Annotated in this window: 17 protein-coding genes and 1 rRNA gene; 13 read left to right on the forward strand and 5 right to left on the reverse strand. The window is 58.8% G+C overall.

Annotated features, from left to right (window positions below; translation table 11 throughout):
• Positions 1-77, reverse strand: a 16S ribosomal RNA gene (locus tag HDE72_RS12685); the annotation flags it as partial.
• Between the two features lie 436 nt (positions 78-513).
• Here HDE72_RS12685 and HDE72_RS12690 point away from each other — a divergent pair.
• The 10 genes from HDE72_RS12690 to HDE72_RS12735 all read left to right on the forward strand — a co-directional run bounded on the left by HDE72_RS12690 (position 514) and on the right by HDE72_RS12735 (position 10,256).
• Positions 514-2,007, forward strand: coding sequence for a B12-binding domain-containing radical SAM protein (locus tag HDE72_RS12690; protein ID WP_183741348.1), 1,494 nt, complete (start codon positions 514-516; stop codon positions 2,005-2,007).
• A 69-nt stretch (positions 2,008-2,076) separates the two neighbouring features.
• The gene (locus HDE72_RS12695; RefSeq protein ID WP_183741350.1) at positions 2,077-3,213 is read left to right on the forward strand and encodes an MlaE family ABC transporter permease; all 1,137 of its coding nucleotides are present in this window, start codon (positions 2,077-2,079) and stop codon (positions 3,211-3,213) included.
• Positions 3,210-4,100: an ABC transporter ATP-binding protein gene (locus HDE72_RS12700; protein WP_183741352.1), complete on the forward strand. Its 891-nt coding sequence runs from the start codon at positions 3,210-3,212 to the stop codon at positions 4,098-4,100. The genes HDE72_RS12695 and HDE72_RS12700 overlap by 4 nt, the downstream gene beginning before the upstream one ends.
• Positions 4,100-5,059, forward strand: coding sequence for an MlaD family protein (locus HDE72_RS12705; protein WP_183741354.1), 960 nt, complete (start codon positions 4,100-4,102; stop codon positions 5,057-5,059). The genes HDE72_RS12700 and HDE72_RS12705 overlap by 1 nt, the downstream gene beginning before the upstream one ends.
• 12 nt (positions 5,060-5,071) lie before the next feature.
• On the forward strand, positions 5,072-5,683 hold the full coding sequence (locus HDE72_RS12710; RefSeq protein WP_183741356.1) for an ABC-type transport auxiliary lipoprotein family protein: 612 nt from the start codon (positions 5,072-5,074) through the stop codon (positions 5,681-5,683).
• Positions 5,680-6,867, forward strand: a complete 1,188-nt coding sequence (locus tag HDE72_RS12715; RefSeq protein WP_183741358.1) for a VanZ family protein — start codon at positions 5,680-5,682, stop codon at positions 6,865-6,867. The genes HDE72_RS12710 and HDE72_RS12715 overlap by 4 nt, the downstream gene beginning before the upstream one ends.
• A 40-nt stretch (positions 6,868-6,907) precedes the next feature.
• Complete coding sequence (locus tag HDE72_RS12720; protein WP_183741360.1) at positions 6,908-7,225, forward strand: (2Fe-2S) ferredoxin domain-containing protein; 318 nt, start codon at positions 6,908-6,910, stop codon at positions 7,223-7,225.
• 57 nt (positions 7,226-7,282) lie between these two features.
• Positions 7,283-7,936, forward strand: a complete 654-nt coding sequence (locus tag HDE72_RS12725; protein ID WP_183741362.1) for an alpha/beta hydrolase — start codon at positions 7,283-7,285, stop codon at positions 7,934-7,936.
• 113 nt (positions 7,937-8,049) lie between these two features.
• Positions 8,050-9,195 (forward strand): D-alanyl-D-alanine carboxypeptidase family protein, encoded by a 1,146-nt coding sequence (locus tag HDE72_RS12730; RefSeq protein WP_183741364.1) that lies wholly within the window; start codon positions 8,050-8,052, stop codon positions 9,193-9,195.
• Between the two features lie 134 nt (positions 9,196-9,329).
• Positions 9,330-10,256 carry an aldo/keto reductase gene (locus tag HDE72_RS12735; RefSeq protein ID WP_183741366.1) on the forward strand — a complete coding sequence of 309 codons (927 nt, stop codon included), beginning with the start codon at positions 9,330-9,332 and terminating at the stop codon, positions 10,254-10,256.
• 16 nt (positions 10,257-10,272) lie between these two features.
• Here HDE72_RS12735 and pssA read toward each other — a convergent pair whose 3' ends face one another.
• Positions 10,273-11,058, reverse strand: a complete 786-nt coding sequence (pssA, locus tag HDE72_RS12740; RefSeq protein WP_409254964.1) for a CDP-diacylglycerol--serine O-phosphatidyltransferase — start codon at positions 11,056-11,058, stop codon at positions 10,273-10,275.
• Positions 11,059-11,310: 252 nt separating this feature from the next.
• Between pssA and HDE72_RS12745 the strand changes: the two genes are divergently transcribed.
• Together HDE72_RS12745 and HDE72_RS12750 are read left to right on the forward strand one after the other, a co-directional pair.
• Entirely contained in the window at positions 11,311-12,279 is a 969-nt protein-coding gene (locus tag HDE72_RS12745) for a CAP domain-containing protein (protein ID WP_221291260.1), read from the forward strand.
• A 104-nt stretch (positions 12,280-12,383) separates the two neighbouring features.
• Positions 12,384-13,019 carry an Hpt domain-containing protein gene (locus HDE72_RS12750; RefSeq protein ID WP_183741369.1) on the forward strand — a complete coding sequence of 212 codons (636 nt, stop codon included), beginning with the start codon at positions 12,384-12,386 and terminating at the stop codon, positions 13,017-13,019.
• 9 nt (positions 13,020-13,028) lie between these two features.
• On the opposite strand, the gene HDE72_RS12755 is transcribed toward HDE72_RS12750, so the two are convergent.
• From HDE72_RS12755 to HDE72_RS12765, 3 genes are all read right to left on the reverse strand, one after another.
• Entirely contained in the window at positions 13,029-13,232 is a 204-nt protein-coding gene (locus HDE72_RS12755) for a hypothetical protein (protein ID WP_183741716.1), read from the reverse strand.
• Between the two features lie 105 nt (positions 13,233-13,337).
• The gene (locus HDE72_RS12760) at positions 13,338-13,700 is read right to left on the reverse strand and encodes a patatin-like phospholipase family protein (protein WP_183741370.1); all 363 of its coding nucleotides are present in this window, start codon (positions 13,698-13,700) and stop codon (positions 13,338-13,340) included.
• Positions 13,701-13,715: 15 nt separating this feature from the next.
• The gene (locus tag HDE72_RS12765) at positions 13,716-14,534 is read right to left on the reverse strand and encodes an SDR family oxidoreductase (protein WP_183741373.1); all 819 of its coding nucleotides are present in this window, start codon (positions 14,532-14,534) and stop codon (positions 13,716-13,718) included.
• Positions 14,535-14,610: 76 nt separating this feature from the next.
• Here HDE72_RS12765 and HDE72_RS12770 point away from each other — a divergent pair, with 76 nt between their 5' ends.
• Entirely contained in the window at positions 14,611-15,561 is a 951-nt protein-coding gene (locus HDE72_RS12770; protein ID WP_183741374.1) for an AraC family transcriptional regulator, read from the forward strand.
• Positions 15,562-15,576 lie beyond the last annotated feature (15 nt).

Here is a 15,576-nt window from a genome sequence, read left to right on the forward strand (position 1 = left end):
CCGTGCTGCCGTTCGACTTGCATGTGTAAGGCATGCCGCCAGCGTTCAATCTGAGCCAGGATCAAACTCTTCAGTTTAATCTCTGTTACTTTGCCCTGTTACAGGCACCATCATTGCTGATGGGTCGCTCACTCAAAAAACTGACAGGCCACTACTTTCGTAGCGCCTATTTCATTATTTCTTGTGAACATTTGATATTTTAAGTTTGACAGCGATCCGAAGATCACTGCTGCACTGACATCAAATGCCCACACTTATCGACTGTTAATTGTTAAAGAACCGTATTCAGTATTACTTTCGCGCTATCGACAAAGCGTTGTGTTTGTCAGCTGCGAAGAAGGAAGAGTATGAAGCAATTCGCTACGTCCGTCAACTCCTTCTTTTTCTCTACTTCACTCTGCATTTGCATGCGTCGTTCAGCGAGGGGGCGAACTATAGCCAAGTCCGAACGGTTACGCAAGCTTTTCTTCCATAGCCGCGTAAAATGACGGTTTTTCCCGACCTGCGCCCGTCATGACTATCCTGCTCTCCACCTTGAACGCCCGTTATACCCATGCCTCACTGGGGCTACGCTATCTGCTGGCCAATATGGGGCCGCTGCAAGAGCAGACGCGGCTGCAGGAATTCGTGATCGGTAGCAAGACCACGGAACTGGTCGAGCGTATCCTGGCGAACAAGCCGCGCATCATCGGTTTCGGTGTGTATATATGGAACGTCGAAGAAACCACCAAGCTGGTCGCCATGCTCAAGCGTGTGGCGCCGGAGGTCATCATCGTGCTGGGCGGGCCGGAAGTGTCGCATGAGCCGGGCGAACAGGAAATCGTGAAGCTGGCCGATTATCTGATCACGGGCTGGGGCGACGTGACTTTCCCCAAGCTGTGCGGCGAGATCCTCAACGGCCCGAAACCGCTGATGAAGATCCATGCGGGCGTGCAAGCGCCGCTGGCTGAGCTGCAACTGCCCTACTCCTTATATACAGAAGACGATATCAAGCATCGCACCATCTATGTGGAAGCTTCGCGTGGCTGCCCCTTCAAGTGCGAATTCTGCCTGTCGGCGCTGGACAAGACGGCCTGGCCGTTTGCACTGGACAATTTCCTGGCCGAGATGGAGTCCCTGCATGCGCGCGGCGCCCGTTTGTTCAAATTCGTCGACCGTACCTTCAATCTGAATATCAAGACCAGCCTGAAGATCATGCAGTTCTTCCTCGATAAGATAGAGGCCAACCCGGATGATCCTATCTACGCCCACTTCGAGCTGGTGCCCGATCACTTGCCCGATGCGCTGAAAGAAGGCATCAGCAAGTTCCCGCCCGGCGCGCTGCAATTCGAGATCGGCATCCAGAGTTTTAACCCGGACGTGCAATCGCTGGTGAGCCGCAAGCAAGACAATCAAAAGGCTGCCGACAATATCCGCTGGCTATGCGAAGAGTCGAATGCCCATTTGCATGTGGACTTGATCGCCGGCTTGCCCGGCGAGGATGAAGCCAGCTTTGCCACCGGCTTTAATAAATTGGTGGCCCTGAATCCGCATGAAATCCAGTTCGGCATCTTGAAACGCCTGCGCGGCACGCCCATCATCCGCCATACCGAGCAATTTGGCATGGTGTATGACCCGTATCCGCCCTACACCATCCTGGCCAACAAGCAGCTGGACTTCATGAGCATGCAGCGCTTGGTGCGTTTCGCCCGCTATTGGGACCTGGTCGCCAACTCGGGCCGTTTCGCCAATACGGTGCAGTGGATGCTGGGCGATGCGCCATTCGAGAACTTCATGGATTTCTCGAACTGGCTGTACGCCCACACCGACGCCACCCACCGCATCGCCATGGATCGCCTGGCCAAGCTGGTGGCGCAATGGCTGCAAACGCGCGGCATGAGCGCGGTCGAAGCGAATGCCTTGCTGGCCAGCGATTATGCGGGTGGCGCGCAGGCGCATGCCCACACGGCCAAGGTCCGTCCGGAGGTCACTCTGCCGCAGCGCCAGGCGCGTCATCTGGCCGCCTAAGGTGCGCTAGCAAACAGTGCAAAATGAACATCGGTGGCGGTCTGGACCAATCTCCCTTAAACTGGCGCGATGCCCACTGTCCAATCGCCGATATTAAAGCTTTCCCAGACCAGCTCCCAACAGGGAGCTCTTGTGACTGCCAGCGGCACCTGGCAGGTGCATGCGCTGGCGCATGACAATGCCATCAAGGCCGTCGAGGCCCAGCTCAAGCCTTTGCTTGGCGACAAGAATGTCAGCTGGGACTTGTCGCAAATTGCCAGCATGGACCATATCGGCGCCCAGTATTTCTGGAACGCCTGGGGCAAGGCACGCCCCGCGCAGCTGACCCTGGCGCCTGGCCAGGAAGAATTTTTCAAGCGCATCGAGGAAACCGGGCCGCTGGAAATGCCGGCGTCCCGCGCCAACCGCCTGACGCCCGTGATGAAGCTGGGCATGGCGATCCTGCTGTTTTTCGAACACTTAAAAGGGTTTATTGCCCTGGTCGGCCAGGTAACACAGGATACGGCGCGCTTCATACGCCACCCTTTGCGCGGCCCCTGGCGTGAAATTTCCGCCAATATCTACCATGCCGGTTTCCAGGCGCTGGGTATCACGGCGCTGGTGGGCTTTTTGATCGGCGTGGTGCTGTCTTATCTGTCTGCACAGCAATTGCGTGCCTTTGGCGGTGATATCTATCTGGTCAACCTGCTGGGCATGAGCGTGATCCGCGAACTGGGGCCTTTATTGGCCGCGATCCTGGTAGCTGGCCGTTCCGGTTCATCGATCACGGCGCAACTGGGCGTGATGCGTGTCACGGAAGAGCTCGACGCCATGCTGGTGATGGGCATTTCGCACGGCTTTCGCCTGATCATGCCGAAAGTATTGGCGCTGGCCATCTCCATGCCGCTGCTGGTGATCTGGACCGATACGGCCGCGCTGATCGGCGGCATGGTGGCGGCCAAGACCGAGCTGAATCTGTCGGCAGGCTATTTCATCCAGAAACTGCCCGATGCCGTTCCACTGGCCAACTACATGATAGGCCTGGGCAAGGGCGTGGTCTTCGGCATATTGATCGCCCTGATTTCCTGCCACTTTGGCCTGCGCATCAAAGCCAATACGGAAAGCCTGGGACGCGGCACCACCACCGCCGTCGTCACCGCCATTACCGTGGTGATCCTGGCCGATGCCGTGTTTGCCATCGTCTTCAATGGGGTGGGCTACCGATGAGCGAGAATATTTGCAGCCCGGCCACGGAAGGCCAGTTCAATCTGCACGGCGACGCGCCCGTGGTGGAAATTTCCAATCTGTGGACCAAGTTCGGCCGTACGGTGGTGCACCAGGACTTGAACCTGGAAATCGAACGCGGTGAAATCCTCTCCATCGTGGGCGGCTCCGGCACCGGTAAAACGGTGTTGCTGCGCCAGATGCTGGGCCTGGAACATCCGGCGCGCGGCTGCGTCAAAGTCTTTGGCGAAGATATCAATCAAGCCAGTTCAGAACAATTGCAGCAATTGCGCAATCACTGGGGCATGTTGTTCCAGCAAGGCGCGCTGTATTCGGCGCTGACCGTGTTCGACAATGTGGCCCAGCCCATGCGCGAATTGCGGGTGCTGCCGGAAGCGCTGATACGCGACGCCGTATTGCTCAAAATGAATATGGTGGGCCTGGGGCCGGAACACGCCGCCAAGATGCCGTCGGACTTATCGGGCGGCATGATCAAGCGCGTGGCGCTGGCGCGCGCCCTGGCGCTGGAACCGAAACTGCTGTTTCTCGATGAACCGACGGCGGGCCTGGACCCTGATCTGTCGGAAAGTTTCGTCAGCCTGATACAGTCGCTGCACCGCGAACTGGGCTTGACGGTGGTGATGGTCACGCATGACCTCGACACCCTGTTCGCCCTGTCCACGCGCATCGCCGTGCTGGCGGAAAAACATGTGATCACGATCGGTCCCACGCGCGAGGTGATCCAGTTCGATCACCCGTTCATCAAGCAATTTTTCCTTGGCGACCGCGGCAAACGCGCGCTGGAAGCGCTCGATGAAAAGAATAATGGAAATGACAACGCTGCAGCGCCAGGCGAACTCGCCGGCATAGACAAGAAAGCGGAGAAGTAATGGAAAACAGATCACACGCCCTGATGACGGGCTTTTTCACGCTCACCCTGCTGATCGCCGCCATCCTGTTCGGCGTCTGGTTCAACCGCGACCGCGTGGAGCGGGTGCCTTATCTGCTGGCCACCACCTTGTCGGTGCCCGGCCTGAACCCGCAAGCTACCGTGCGCTACCGTGGCCTGGAAGTGGGCAAGGTGGACGCAATTGATTTCGACACGCAAAAAGCCGGGCAAATCCTGGTGCATATCAGTGTCGCGCCCGATACGCCGGTAACCACCACCACCTTTGCCAGCCTGGGCTACCAGGGCGTGACGGGTATCGCCTACATTCAGCTGGACGATGAACATGTGGGTTCCAAATTGCTGGGCACCAGCAAGGAACAGCCGACACTGATCCCCCTGCGCGCGGGCTTGCTTGATCAATTGGAAAAGCGCGGCAAGCGCATCCTCGACCAGGCAGAACAGATCACCAACAAGGTCAACAACTTGCTGAGCCCGGACAATCAGGCGGCCATGCTGGGCGCCTTCAATGAAGTGGGCAAGGCGGCCAAGGCTTTTGGCGCGATTCCCCAGCAGTTGCAGCCGACCCTGGTGCAATTGCCGCAATTGACTGAACAGACGCGGCAAACTTTGACGGCCGTCAGCACGGCCAGCAAGAATGTATCTGATTTGACGCAAACCTGGAAAAAACTGGGTAATGATATCCAGGCGCCAGGTGGCGTTCTGGACAAGGTCAATGGCACGGTCGACAAAGTGGGGACCTCGGTGGAAACGGTGGCCAATGGCGTCTCGCTGGAAGTGCTGCCGCAAGTCATCGACCTGAGCGGTGAAGCCCGTTCTTCGATGCGCGCCCTGAAAACTACCATGAGCACGCTCAACGAACAGCCGCAAAGCATCTTGTTCGGCGCCCCCGACATCCCGCCCGGTCCGGGCGAACCCGGCTTTTCGGCGCCAGGCAAATAAGGAGAACCCATCATGTCCATCTCTCGTCCAGTCACCCTGCTGACCCTGTCCACCGCCTTGCTGCTGGGCGGCTGCGCCAGCCGCGGCCCCTTGCCCACGTTCTATGATTTCGGCCCGGCCGGTATTTCTGCGACACAACAAGCGGCGCCGCCGCTGCCGGTGCTGGTGATTGCCGACGCGAATGGCCCCTCCTGGCTGGACAGTCAGCGCATGTATTACCGCTTGCTGTACGCCGATGCGCAGCAATCGCGGCCCTATGCCTACAACCGCTGGAATACGCCGCCGCTGCAGCTGCTGAGCCAGCGCCTGAAAACACGCATCGCCCAGGGCGGCGTGAAAGTGCTGTCGACCACCGATGCCGCCAGCGGCATACCGCTGCTGCGCATCGACGTCGATGATTTTTCGCAAAACTTCGATACCCAGACGCAAAGCAGCGGCCATGTGTCGCTGCGCGCCTCGCTGTTCCGGGGCCACCGCCTGATCGACCAGAAAACTTTCAGCCGCAGCAGCGACGCCCGTAGCGCTGACGCGCAAGGGGGCGCGCAAGCGCTGGCGTCAGCCTCGGATGCGGTCGCCACCGACCTGCTTACCTGGCTGGGCACGCTGAACATACCGAAAGAATGACTGCCCCGCATGCCGCCGATAGTCCGCCAGCAGCGCTGACGTCCCTGAGACACTCGCCGCTGGCGCGCGCAGCGCTGCTCGCGTATATCTTCCTGATCGTCTACGCCAGCTGGTTTCCGTTTACGGGCTGGCGCAGCACGGGCTTGTCGCCGTTTACCTTCCTGGAAAACACGGCCATGCCGCGCTACTGGACCGGTTTCGACGTGGGCATCAATATCGTCGGCTATGTGCCGCTGGGCGCGCTGATTGTGTATTCCTTGTTTCCAAGAGTTACGGGCTGGCTAGCTATCCTGATCGCCAGCCTGTGCGGCGTGCTCGTTTCTGGCAGCATGGAAACCGTGCAAAGTTATCTGCCCAGCCGCGTTTCATCGAACCTCGATTTTTATACCAATTCGGCCGGTTGCTGCGCTGGCGCCATCATCGGCGCCCTGTCGGCCCGCAAACTGCTCGATCAAAGCCATTTGATACGCTTGCGCCAGCGCTGGTTTGCCCAGCATGCCAGCCAGGGCTTGATACTGGTCGCGCTGTGGCCGCTGGCGCAAATCTATCCACAAGGCTATCTGTTCGGCCTGGGACAATTGCTGCCGATTCTGTCGGACTGGCTATCGACACTGATGGGTACGGACATCGACGTGGCCGCCTACTTGCGGCCCGATACCATCCTGACGGTGGAACAGTATTGGCTATCGGAAACCATCATCACGGCCTGCGGCATGACGGGCGCCGTACTGACTTTGCTGTGCCTGCTGCGCCGTGGCGCACCGCGCGCCACCATGATGCTGGCACTGATAGGCGCGGCACTGGTGGTGCGCTCCATGGCCAGCGCCCTGCTGTTCTCGCCGCAAAACGCTTTTGTGTGGATTACGCCGGGCGCCCAGGGCGGCTTCCTGATCGGCCTGATCATGCTGGGCGGCCTGGCTTTCGCACCGCATGTGGCGCAGCGCAGGGTCGCGGCCGCCACTTTGCTGCTCAGCCTGGTCATGGTGAATATCACGCCGATCAATCCCTACTTCATGTCTACCTTGCAAGGCTGGGTACAAGGCAAGTTCCTCAACTTTAATGGCGCGGCGCAATTCCTGGCCTTGCTGTGGCCATTCGTGACCTTGTGGTTCCTGTGCCTGCCCTCGCATCGCTTGAATCGGCAAGAAGATGTACCGCGCCAACGTCGCGAGGACCATCCATAAGCGTTATGATGGCGCATTGAGCAAATAGCAGGAGAACAGTATGAGCGAAACATCGTATTTTGAACGCCACGTTTTTTTCTGCATGAACAAACGTGAAGACGGCCGCAACAGCTGCGGCGACCATGGTGCGGAAAGCGCACAAAAGCATTGCAAGCGCCGCATCAAGGACTTGAACATGAGTGGCGCGGGCAAGATCCGCATCAACCAGGCCGGCTGCCTGGACCGCTGCGAAGAGGGACCGGTGCTGGTCATCTACCCGGAAGCGACCTGGTACACCTATGTCGACAACAGCGATATCGATGAAATCATCGATACCCACCTGGTGGGCGGCAAAGTCGTCGACCGGCTGAAGATTTAAGCCCTTTCACCTCAAGTTTTAACTTTAACTTAAGCATCCGCCACCAGTATGAGCATCATGAACAGAAATTCGGAAAAATTTACCCTCGCCGGTCATGCAGGCAGCATGGAAGGCTTGCTCGATTTCCCGGCAGACACCCCGCGTGGCATCGCGCTGGTTGCCCATCCGCATCCGCTGTACGGCGGCACGATGGATAACAAGGTAACGCAAACCCTGGCGCGCGCCTTTGTCGCCCTCGGTTATGTGGTGGCCCGCATCAACTTTCGCGGCGTGGGCGCCTCGGAAGGCGTGCACGACCATGGCGCAGGCGAAACCGACGATATGCAATTGTTATACGAACACATGCTCAAGCTGTACCCAGGCTTGCCGGTAGCCTTGTCCGGTTTTTCCTTCGGCACCTACGTGCAATCGAAATTGCAGGAACGCTTGACTGCCGCCGGCACGCCGGCCGAGCGCCTGGCGCTGATCGGCAGCGCGGCCGGCAAATGGGCCATGGCCGACATTCCGGCCGACACCATCCTGATCCACGGCGAGCTCGACGAGACGATTCCTTTGTCCGCCGTGTTCGACTGGGCGCGGCCACAAGACATCCCCGTGATCGTGATCCCGGGCGCCGACCACTTCTTCCATCGCAAGCTCAATCACATCAAGAATCTGGTGATCGCGCTATGGCATGGCGATAAACCGGTTTCGGCACCGGATGAGCACTGAAGTGTGGGCTTACTACCGTTTCCACGGCTATAATTAGTCCGTTTTTTCCACGCGACCGTGTCAGCGTAGTCGACATGGTCCTCAGCCTTCATCTTTTTCGCAGACCAGCCTCCATGAAAAAACTCTTAGCGGCACTGGCCTCCAGTGTACTTTTCCTATCTTCCGCCTTCGCGCAAACCATTCCGGCCCCGACCATCGCCGCCAAGTCCTGGCTGCTGCTCGACGCCACCAGTGGCCAGATCATTGCTTCGCAAGATCCGGATGCGCGCATCGAACCGGCTTCCCTGACGAAGATCATGACGGCATACCTGACGTTTGCCGCTCTGCGTGAAAAGAAACTGACCCTCGATCAAAAAGTGAATGTCTCCGTGCACGCGTGGAAAGTTGATTCCAGCAGCTCGAAAATGTTCATCGACCCAGCCACCCCGGTTTCCATCGATGACTTGCTGCATGGCTTGATGATACAGTCGGGTAACGACGCCGCCGTGGCGCTGGCCGAAGCCGTCGCCGGCGATGAAGGCACTTTCGTGGTGCTGATGAACCGCGAAGCGCAACGCATGGGCTTGAAAAACACCCATTTTGGCAATCCACACGGTTTGCCTAGCCCCGAGAACTATTCCACGGCGCAAGACTTGTCCGTGCTGGCCGCGCGCGTGATCATCGACTACCCGGAATTCTATAAAATCGATTCCATCAAGAGCTTCACCTACAACAAGATCACCCAGCCTAACCGCAACCGCCTGCTGTGGCTGGACCCTACCGTTGACGGCATGAAAACCGGCCACACGGAAGCGGCCGGCTTTTGCATGATCGCTTCGGCCCGCCGTCCTGGTGGTTCGGGCGAACGCCGCTTGATTTCCGTGGTGCTGGGCACCACATCCGACCAGGCCCGTACGCAGGAAAGCCAGAAGCTGCTGAACTGGGGCTTCCAGAACTTCGATACAGTCAAGCTGTACTCGAAAGGCCAGGCCGTGGCCACGCCGGAAGTCTGGAAAGGCTCGAAAGGCACCGTGAAAATCGGTTTCGCGCGTGACGTGCTGGTCACCGTACCGAAAGGCGTTGCCGCCAAGATGAAACCAGTGCTGGAACGCAAAGACCCGCTGGTTGCGCCTTTGGCTGAAAATGCACCGGTCGGCAAGTTGAAAATGATGGTCGACGACAAAGTGCTGCTGGAACTGCCAGTGGTCGCGCTGGAAACGATCAATCAGGCCACCATCTTTGGCCGCGCCTGGGATTCGATGCGCTTGTGGCTGAAATAATCGCCGCGCAGTGATAGCCCGATCAAAAATGCCCGCAGCGATGCGGGCATTTTTTTGTCTGCGTGCCAGCTCAAAGCAGCTCATCTGATTATAATCGTCAGGATTACCCACCCGTCTTCATCAGAAAGCCATTCATGAGCCAAGTACTACCCGCCAGCTTGCAGTCGCCACGCAGCCGCCTCAGTTCCACTGGTCCCGAATTGTCGCGCATCGTCGCCGGCATGTGGCGCATCGGCGAATGGAACATGACTGCGCAACAACGCCTGACGTTTATTGAACAATGCCTGGCCTTGGGCGTTACCAGTTTCGACCATGCCGACATTTATGGCGACTACAGCGCCGAAGGCCTGTTTGGCGAAGCGCTGGCCTTGCAGCCTGGCTTGCGCGACAAGATGGAGCTGGTCAGCAAATGCGGCATCAAGCTGCTGTCGCAGCACCACCCCAGCCACACGATCCAGCATTACGACACCAGCGCGGCGCACATCACCGCTTCGGTCGAGCAATCGCTGCGCCAGCTGCGCACCGACCGCCTGGACTTGCTGCTGATACACCGTCCTGATCCGTTGATGGATTTCGATGAAGTCGCCAGCGCGTTCACGCAATTGAAAACTGCCGGCAAAGTGCTGCACTTCGGCGTATCGAATTTCAGCCGCCACCAGTTCGAGAGCCTGAACCGGCGCTTCCCGCTGGTGACCAACCAGGTCGAGTTTTCGCCGCTGCATGTGGCGCCGCTGTTCGATGAAACCTTCGATGGCTTGCAAGATGTTGGCGTAGCGCCAATGATCTGGTCGCCGCTGGCCGGTGGCCGCTTGTTCCAGGGCGGCGATGCGAATGTGGAAAACCTGCGCAATGTCATCAAGGCCATCGCCGACGCGCATCAGCGTCCGTTTGCCAGCGTGGTATTTGCCTGGATCATGCAACTGCCATCGCGCCCGCTGCCCTTGACCGGCACCGGACGCATCGAAGCGGTCGGCGTGGCCGTGGAAGGCACGCAATTCACGCTCAGCCGCAACGAATGGTTCGCCATCCTGCGCGCCGCGCGTGGGCACGAGGTGGCGTAAAGAAGTGCGCTAAAGCTTAGTCCATCTCGTCGGGATCGTTGAAAACCTGGGGTAAAGCAATACCGCGCCACCCCAGGTACCACGCCAGGTTCAACGCCAGGGTGGCAACGATGTAGACGGCGAAGAAGAAGGCAAAGAAACTGGTTTTCAGCCACACCAGCGCAGCGATCGCCAGTATCAGCACCAGCAAGGCGGCCAGGCTTTTCTTTTGCTTGGAGCTGGGAAAACGCAAGGTTGACACCATCAAACTGCCCACGCCCACCAGCAACAGCATCAGCAGATAGCTGTGCAGTTGCGAGTCTATCGGTGCCGGCCACGCCACCACCACGGCGGCCACGCAGGCAGCGCCGGCCGTGATCGGCATGCCGACGAAATACAGCGGATCGGTACGGCCCACGTTCACATTGAAACGGGCCAGGCGCATGGCGCCGCAAGCGACAAAGAAAAAGCTGGCCATGCCGCCAAAACGCAGCAGCAGCGGATCGTGCACGCCCATCTGCACAAAACCATAGCAGTACAACAACACCGCTGGCGCGCAGCCGAAATTCATCACGTCGGCGATGGAATCGAGCTGCACGCCAAACTGCGAGCTGGTGCCGGTGGCGCGCGCCACAAAGCCGTCGAGTGCATCAAACACCCCGGCCAGCACCAGCAGCACTGCCGCCAGGCGGTATTCGCCGGGGTCGCCCACACCGGCGTTATCGACGGAAATAACGATGCTGGCGAAGCCACATGCTATCGAAAGCAAAGTCACCATGCTGGGCAAGGCGTATTTGGCGCGTTGAAGGCGCGACTTGGGCAAGGTGTTCAAATTATGGACAATCCAAAAAATCAGTAAAAAAGCAGCGGGAACGCAAACGATGCACTATGCTCATTCTACCCTGCTCACGTGCGGCACCGCAGATGTGGACAGCCGCACACAGCAATGAGATATCTTTGCAATCATGCTCTACAGCACATAAAAATGCCTTAGAATCGATTCACAAGGTTCGCCGCCTTGCTGACACTAGCCAGGCGCCGTAATCAGCTTACCCTTTTGAAGACAGGAGCCAGCTTGATCGCCTCATCCCAGCGTTGGAAACCATGGATCCCCGCCCTCTTGATCGCGGCATTGCTCAGTGCCTGCGGCGGCGGAAGCAGCGATACGAGTAATAGCACAGCACTATCGCCATCCACGCCAGCGTCGCAATTGACGCAAGAACCGGGCGCACCGGTAGCGACCAACAACATCGCCACGGATGGCTACAACTGGATCAATTACCGGCGCGGCCAGATCGGCGTGGCGTCCCTGTCACGCAACAGCCTGATCGACCGCGCGGCGCAAGGGCATTCCGATTATCTGAAAGCCAATAACACGGTATCGCACGAGCAGGTTGCCGGCAAACCAGGCTTCACGGGCGTCAAACTGGGAGACCGGCTGAGCAACGCAGGCTATGTAATCAACACGTCCAATTCCTATGCCTACGGCGAAGTCATCGCCGGCGCAACAAATACCTCGGGCTTTTATCTGGCCGAAGAATTGATCACGGCCATTTATCACCGCTTCGTCATCTTTGAACCGATCTTCAAGGAAGCCGGCGCCGGCGCCGCCGTCAGTACCAGCGGCTATGCCTATTTCACCACCGATTTTGCCGCCAACAATGGTTATGGCCCCGGCCTGTCGAATGGACAAGTCGTCACCTACCCGTTCAATGGTCAGACCAAGGTGGCCACCAGCTTCTCCAGCGACAACGAGTCGCCGGACCCCGTACCCAACCAGGACATCGTCGGCTACCCGATCAGCGTGCATGCGAACATCTACGATACACTCAACGTAACGAGTTTCACGGTACGCCAGCGTGGCGCCAGCAGCGATTTGACGGTGCTGCTGCTGAAGAAAGCCACCGACACGAATACGCCAGCCTCGGCCGCTTCCATCATTCCCCTGTCAACACTATCGGCAGCAAGCACCTTTGACGTCAGCTTCACAGGCACGGTCAATGGCGCAGCGGTAGTGCGCAACTGGTCATTTACAACACGCTGATCAGGCAGTCAAACGAACACGGCCTGAAGGATATCCGGATGTAGAATTGCCGTTCCCGCTTCTTCACAATCGACAAGTTTTGGGCTCTACTCTGCAGATCAGGTATGCTGAAAACACAGACCACTTGCGATGACGATGCCGCCACGGCGGCCTCCGGCACAGTTCCGGTACTCGACATCGAGACCGGACTGGGCCGCATTATGGGCGACCGCATCCTGTACCTGAAAATCCTGCGCCGCTTCCTGCACGACCATGGCGCCACGCCCTGCCAGATCCGCAGCGAATTTAAGGCCGGTAACTATGCCTCGGCCCGCCTGAAAACCCATAGCCTGAAAGGCGCCGCCGGCATGATAGGCGCGCACCGCGTCCATGCGCTGTCGCTGGCCCTGGAAGCATCGTTGCGCGCCCAGGCGCCCGATTTGCAACAGCAGATGCAGCAACTGGAACTGGCGCAAGATCAATTATTGAAAGCAGTCAGCAATCTGCTGGGCACACCCGACGAAAAACAGATCGCGGCGCAAGACATGGCGCCCGATCCGGCCGCCCCCGCCATCCAGCTGCTGCTGGCGCGCCTGGCCAGCCATTTGCGCGAAGGCGACGGCGCAGCCATCGATATCCTGGAAAATTCCGCCACCCTGCTCGCCGCCAGCCTGGGCGTCAACGTGTATCAGGAAGTGGCAGCCGCCGCGCATGAATTCGATTTCGACGCCGCCCTGGCGGCGCTGCTGCGCTGCCGCTAAGCGCCCGGACTACCCCTGATATAACACTTCTTCTGCATACGCCGCACTGCAATTCCTGCCGCAAAAGCGGCGCACGGCGTCGAGCGGCTTATCGCAATACCAACACGCGCCCTTGGGCGGCAAGACCGCGATCAGTTCCGGCGCAGAGGGCAATGACAATCTGGCTGTCACGTCCCTCTCGCCTTGCACGACTTCCGGCTGCTTGCTGTCCATGGCGTTTCCTTTCCTAGCGGCACTTCAAGGCCGCTCAGCAAGATTACGCCAGCGTGATTTGCCGTATATGACAATTCTCAATGGGGGCTTGTCTGCAAAGAAAACTTATGCGGAGGCTTTCTTATCGAGCAGCGCGACGATCTTCGGCATGGCCTGCCTGGCGGCCTGATAACCTGCCATGATAGCTTGCGTACGCTGGGCAGCGCTGTGCATGTCGGTCACGCTCACGCTGGGCGCAATCAGCATATCGGCCTCCGGCATTTCCGCCCGGCTCACGAGGCAAGTCTGGGTGCGCGCAACCTTGGTAAAAGCCGTCAGGAATGAGTTCCCCTGCTGGCGCGGACTATGGCAATAAATATCCACGCCGATGACCACCTGTGCCCCCATCGCACGGGCAAAGCGCACCGGCACCAGACTGGAAATACCGCCATCGACCAGTGGACCGCGCGGCGAAGATACGCCACGCAATGGCTTTCACCGCATTCATTTTTCCATCCTCATCATGGCGCGCATGCCGGACAGGAATTGCTCATCCGTACTATTCCATCGCGCATGGGCCAGATGGGCGCTGTCGGCGCCCGCCGCAAAGCGCAATTGATCGGACTGGTCGTTGGCGGCAAAGAAGATGGTCTCGGCAACATCTTGCGCTTCGGTAATCGCGCCAGGACTCGCCCATTGCGCCATCAATTGTCCGGCATAAGCGGCGTAGGCCTGCGACACGAGGCCATTCATGCGGTCGCCTGCATTGGCCGTGAAGCGCGTATTCGGACCGTAGCCAGGCTCGACCAGCTTGACGCGCAAGCCGACACTATCGAGTTCATAAAACAGCGATTCCGTAAAACCTTCGATGGCAAATTTACTTGCCGCATACGGGGCTACCAGCGGCATGCCCGCAAAACAGACGCTCGAAGTCACATTGATGATCATGCCTTCGCCCGCTGCGCGCATGAGCGGTATCACAGCTTGCGTCATGGCCATCACACCGAAAGTATTCGTTTCAAACACTTCGCGGATGGTCGCGGCCGGCGTGGCTTCAAATGCCGAAAACAGGCCGATGCCGGCATTGTTGACCAGCACATCGATCTTGCCAAAGGCCGCCTGGCCCAGGCGTATGGCGCGACTTATGCTGTCTGCGTCCGTAATATCGAGTGGGACCACGCAAAGGTGCTCCGCCGGCCCCTGCAGTAAATCGGCATCGGGCTGACGCATGGTCGCGATGACATTCCAGCCCTGTGCCAGAAAGTACTCGGCCGTCGCCTTGCCGTAACCCGAGGAACAACCTGTGATCAATACCGTTTTCATGTGCATCTCCTTTAAAAAGTGAGATACATGATAAGACGCTTGACCAAGACGATCCATAGCGAGTAGTCTTGGAATCATGCGTGATCATCTAAATAACGACCCTTTAGCTTCCATCGTTGGCCTCTTGCGACCACGCACCGTGCTGTCGAAATTCGTCAGTGGTTCAGGCAGCTGGGCGGTGCAATACCCGAACTATGGCCAACCCAGTTTCTGCCTGATGCTGGAAGGTTCCTGCTGGATGCAGCTCGACGCCAGCGCACCATTCCTGATGGAGCCTGGGGATTACATCCTGCTGCCGGCCACGCCGGGTTTTCGCATGGGCAGCGACCTGACCGCCCTTGAACAGCCGGTTACACGCATCGCAGAAGCAAGTCCGATCGGGGAGGTGCACCATGGCAACCAGCAAGACGCACCCGCCATCCGCATGCTGGGCGGCTACTTTTTATTCGATCCTACCAGCGCTCCGCTACTGGTAAGTTTGCTGCCGTCCGTGATCCATATCAAGGCTGACGATAGCGGCGCAGACCACCTGGCCTGGATCGTGCGCGCCATCGGCACGGAAACGCAGTCGCAACGGCCGGGCGCCGACGCCATCCTGATGCGCCTGGTTGAAGTGATGCTGATTGAAGCGCTGCGCTGGCAACCGCCCGCAGGGCGAGAGGCAATGTCCGGCTTGCTTGCCGGCCTGAGCGATACGCGCATGGCGGTGGCGCTGCGCCTGATCCATGCCGATGTGGCTAGGCGCTGGACGGTGGAAGACCTCGCCAGCCAGGCCGGCATGTCGCGTGCCGCGTTTGCCGCGCGCTTCATGCAGGTGCTGGGTATTCCTCCCATGGAATACGTGCTGCGGTGGCGCATGGCCCTGGCCAAGGACATGTTATGGCACGATGGCCTGTCCCTGGGGGAAGTGGCGCATGCGATCGGTTATCAATCGGCCAGCGCCTTCAGCACGGCCTTCAGCCGCTCGGTTGGCTTGTCGCCAAGTGCATTTGCGCGCAGCAACCGTGCTGCGACGGCCGCGCAATAAGAGGAAACCGAATCC

The organism is Janthinobacterium saanense (genome assembly GCF_014200675.1).
Taxonomy (GTDB): Bacteria; Pseudomonadota; Gammaproteobacteria; order Burkholderiales; family Burkholderiaceae_D; genus Janthinobacterium.

What these genes read in the sequence shown, in the direction of transcription:
- HDE72_RS12690 (WP_183741348.1), top strand. Translation starts at nt 514, where the DNA reads ATGACTATCCTGCTCTCCACCTTGAACGCCCGTTATACCCATGCCTCA.
- HDE72_RS12695 (WP_183741350.1), top strand. Translation starts at nt 2,077, where the DNA reads ATGCCCACTGTCCAATCGCCGATATTAAAGCTTTCCCAGACCAGCTCC.
- HDE72_RS12700 (WP_183741352.1), top strand. Translation starts at nt 3,210, where the DNA reads ATGAGCGAGAATATTTGCAGCCCGGCCACGGAAGGCCAGTTCAATCTG.
- HDE72_RS12705 (WP_183741354.1), top strand. Translation starts at nt 4,100, where the DNA reads ATGGAAAACAGATCACACGCCCTGATGACGGGCTTTTTCACGCTCACC.
- HDE72_RS12710 (WP_183741356.1), top strand. Translation starts at nt 5,072, where the DNA reads ATGTCCATCTCTCGTCCAGTCACCCTGCTGACCCTGTCCACCGCCTTG.
- HDE72_RS12715 (WP_183741358.1), top strand. Translation starts at nt 5,680, where the DNA reads ATGACTGCCCCGCATGCCGCCGATAGTCCGCCAGCAGCGCTGACGTCC.
- HDE72_RS12720 (WP_183741360.1), top strand. Translation starts at nt 6,908, where the DNA reads ATGAGCGAAACATCGTATTTTGAACGCCACGTTTTTTTCTGCATGAAC.
- HDE72_RS12725 (WP_183741362.1), top strand. Translation starts at nt 7,283, where the DNA reads ATGAACAGAAATTCGGAAAAATTTACCCTCGCCGGTCATGCAGGCAGC.
- HDE72_RS12730 (WP_183741364.1), top strand. Translation starts at nt 8,050, where the DNA reads ATGAAAAAACTCTTAGCGGCACTGGCCTCCAGTGTACTTTTCCTATCT.
- HDE72_RS12735 (WP_183741366.1), top strand. Translation starts at nt 9,330, where the DNA reads ATGAGCCAAGTACTACCCGCCAGCTTGCAGTCGCCACGCAGCCGCCTC.
- HDE72_RS12750 (WP_183741369.1), top strand. Translation starts at nt 12,384, where the DNA reads ATGCTGAAAACACAGACCACTTGCGATGACGATGCCGCCACGGCGGCC.
- HDE72_RS12755 (WP_183741716.1), bottom strand. Translation starts at nt 13,232, where the DNA reads ATGGACAGCAAGCAGCCGGAAGTCGTGCAAGGCGAGAGGGACGTGACA.
- HDE72_RS12765 (WP_183741373.1), bottom strand. Translation starts at nt 14,534, where the DNA reads ATGAAAACGGTATTGATCACAGGTTGTTCCTCGGGTTACGGCAAGGCG.
- HDE72_RS12770 (WP_183741374.1), top strand. Translation starts at nt 14,611, where the DNA reads ATGCGTGATCATCTAAATAACGACCCTTTAGCTTCCATCGTTGGCCTC.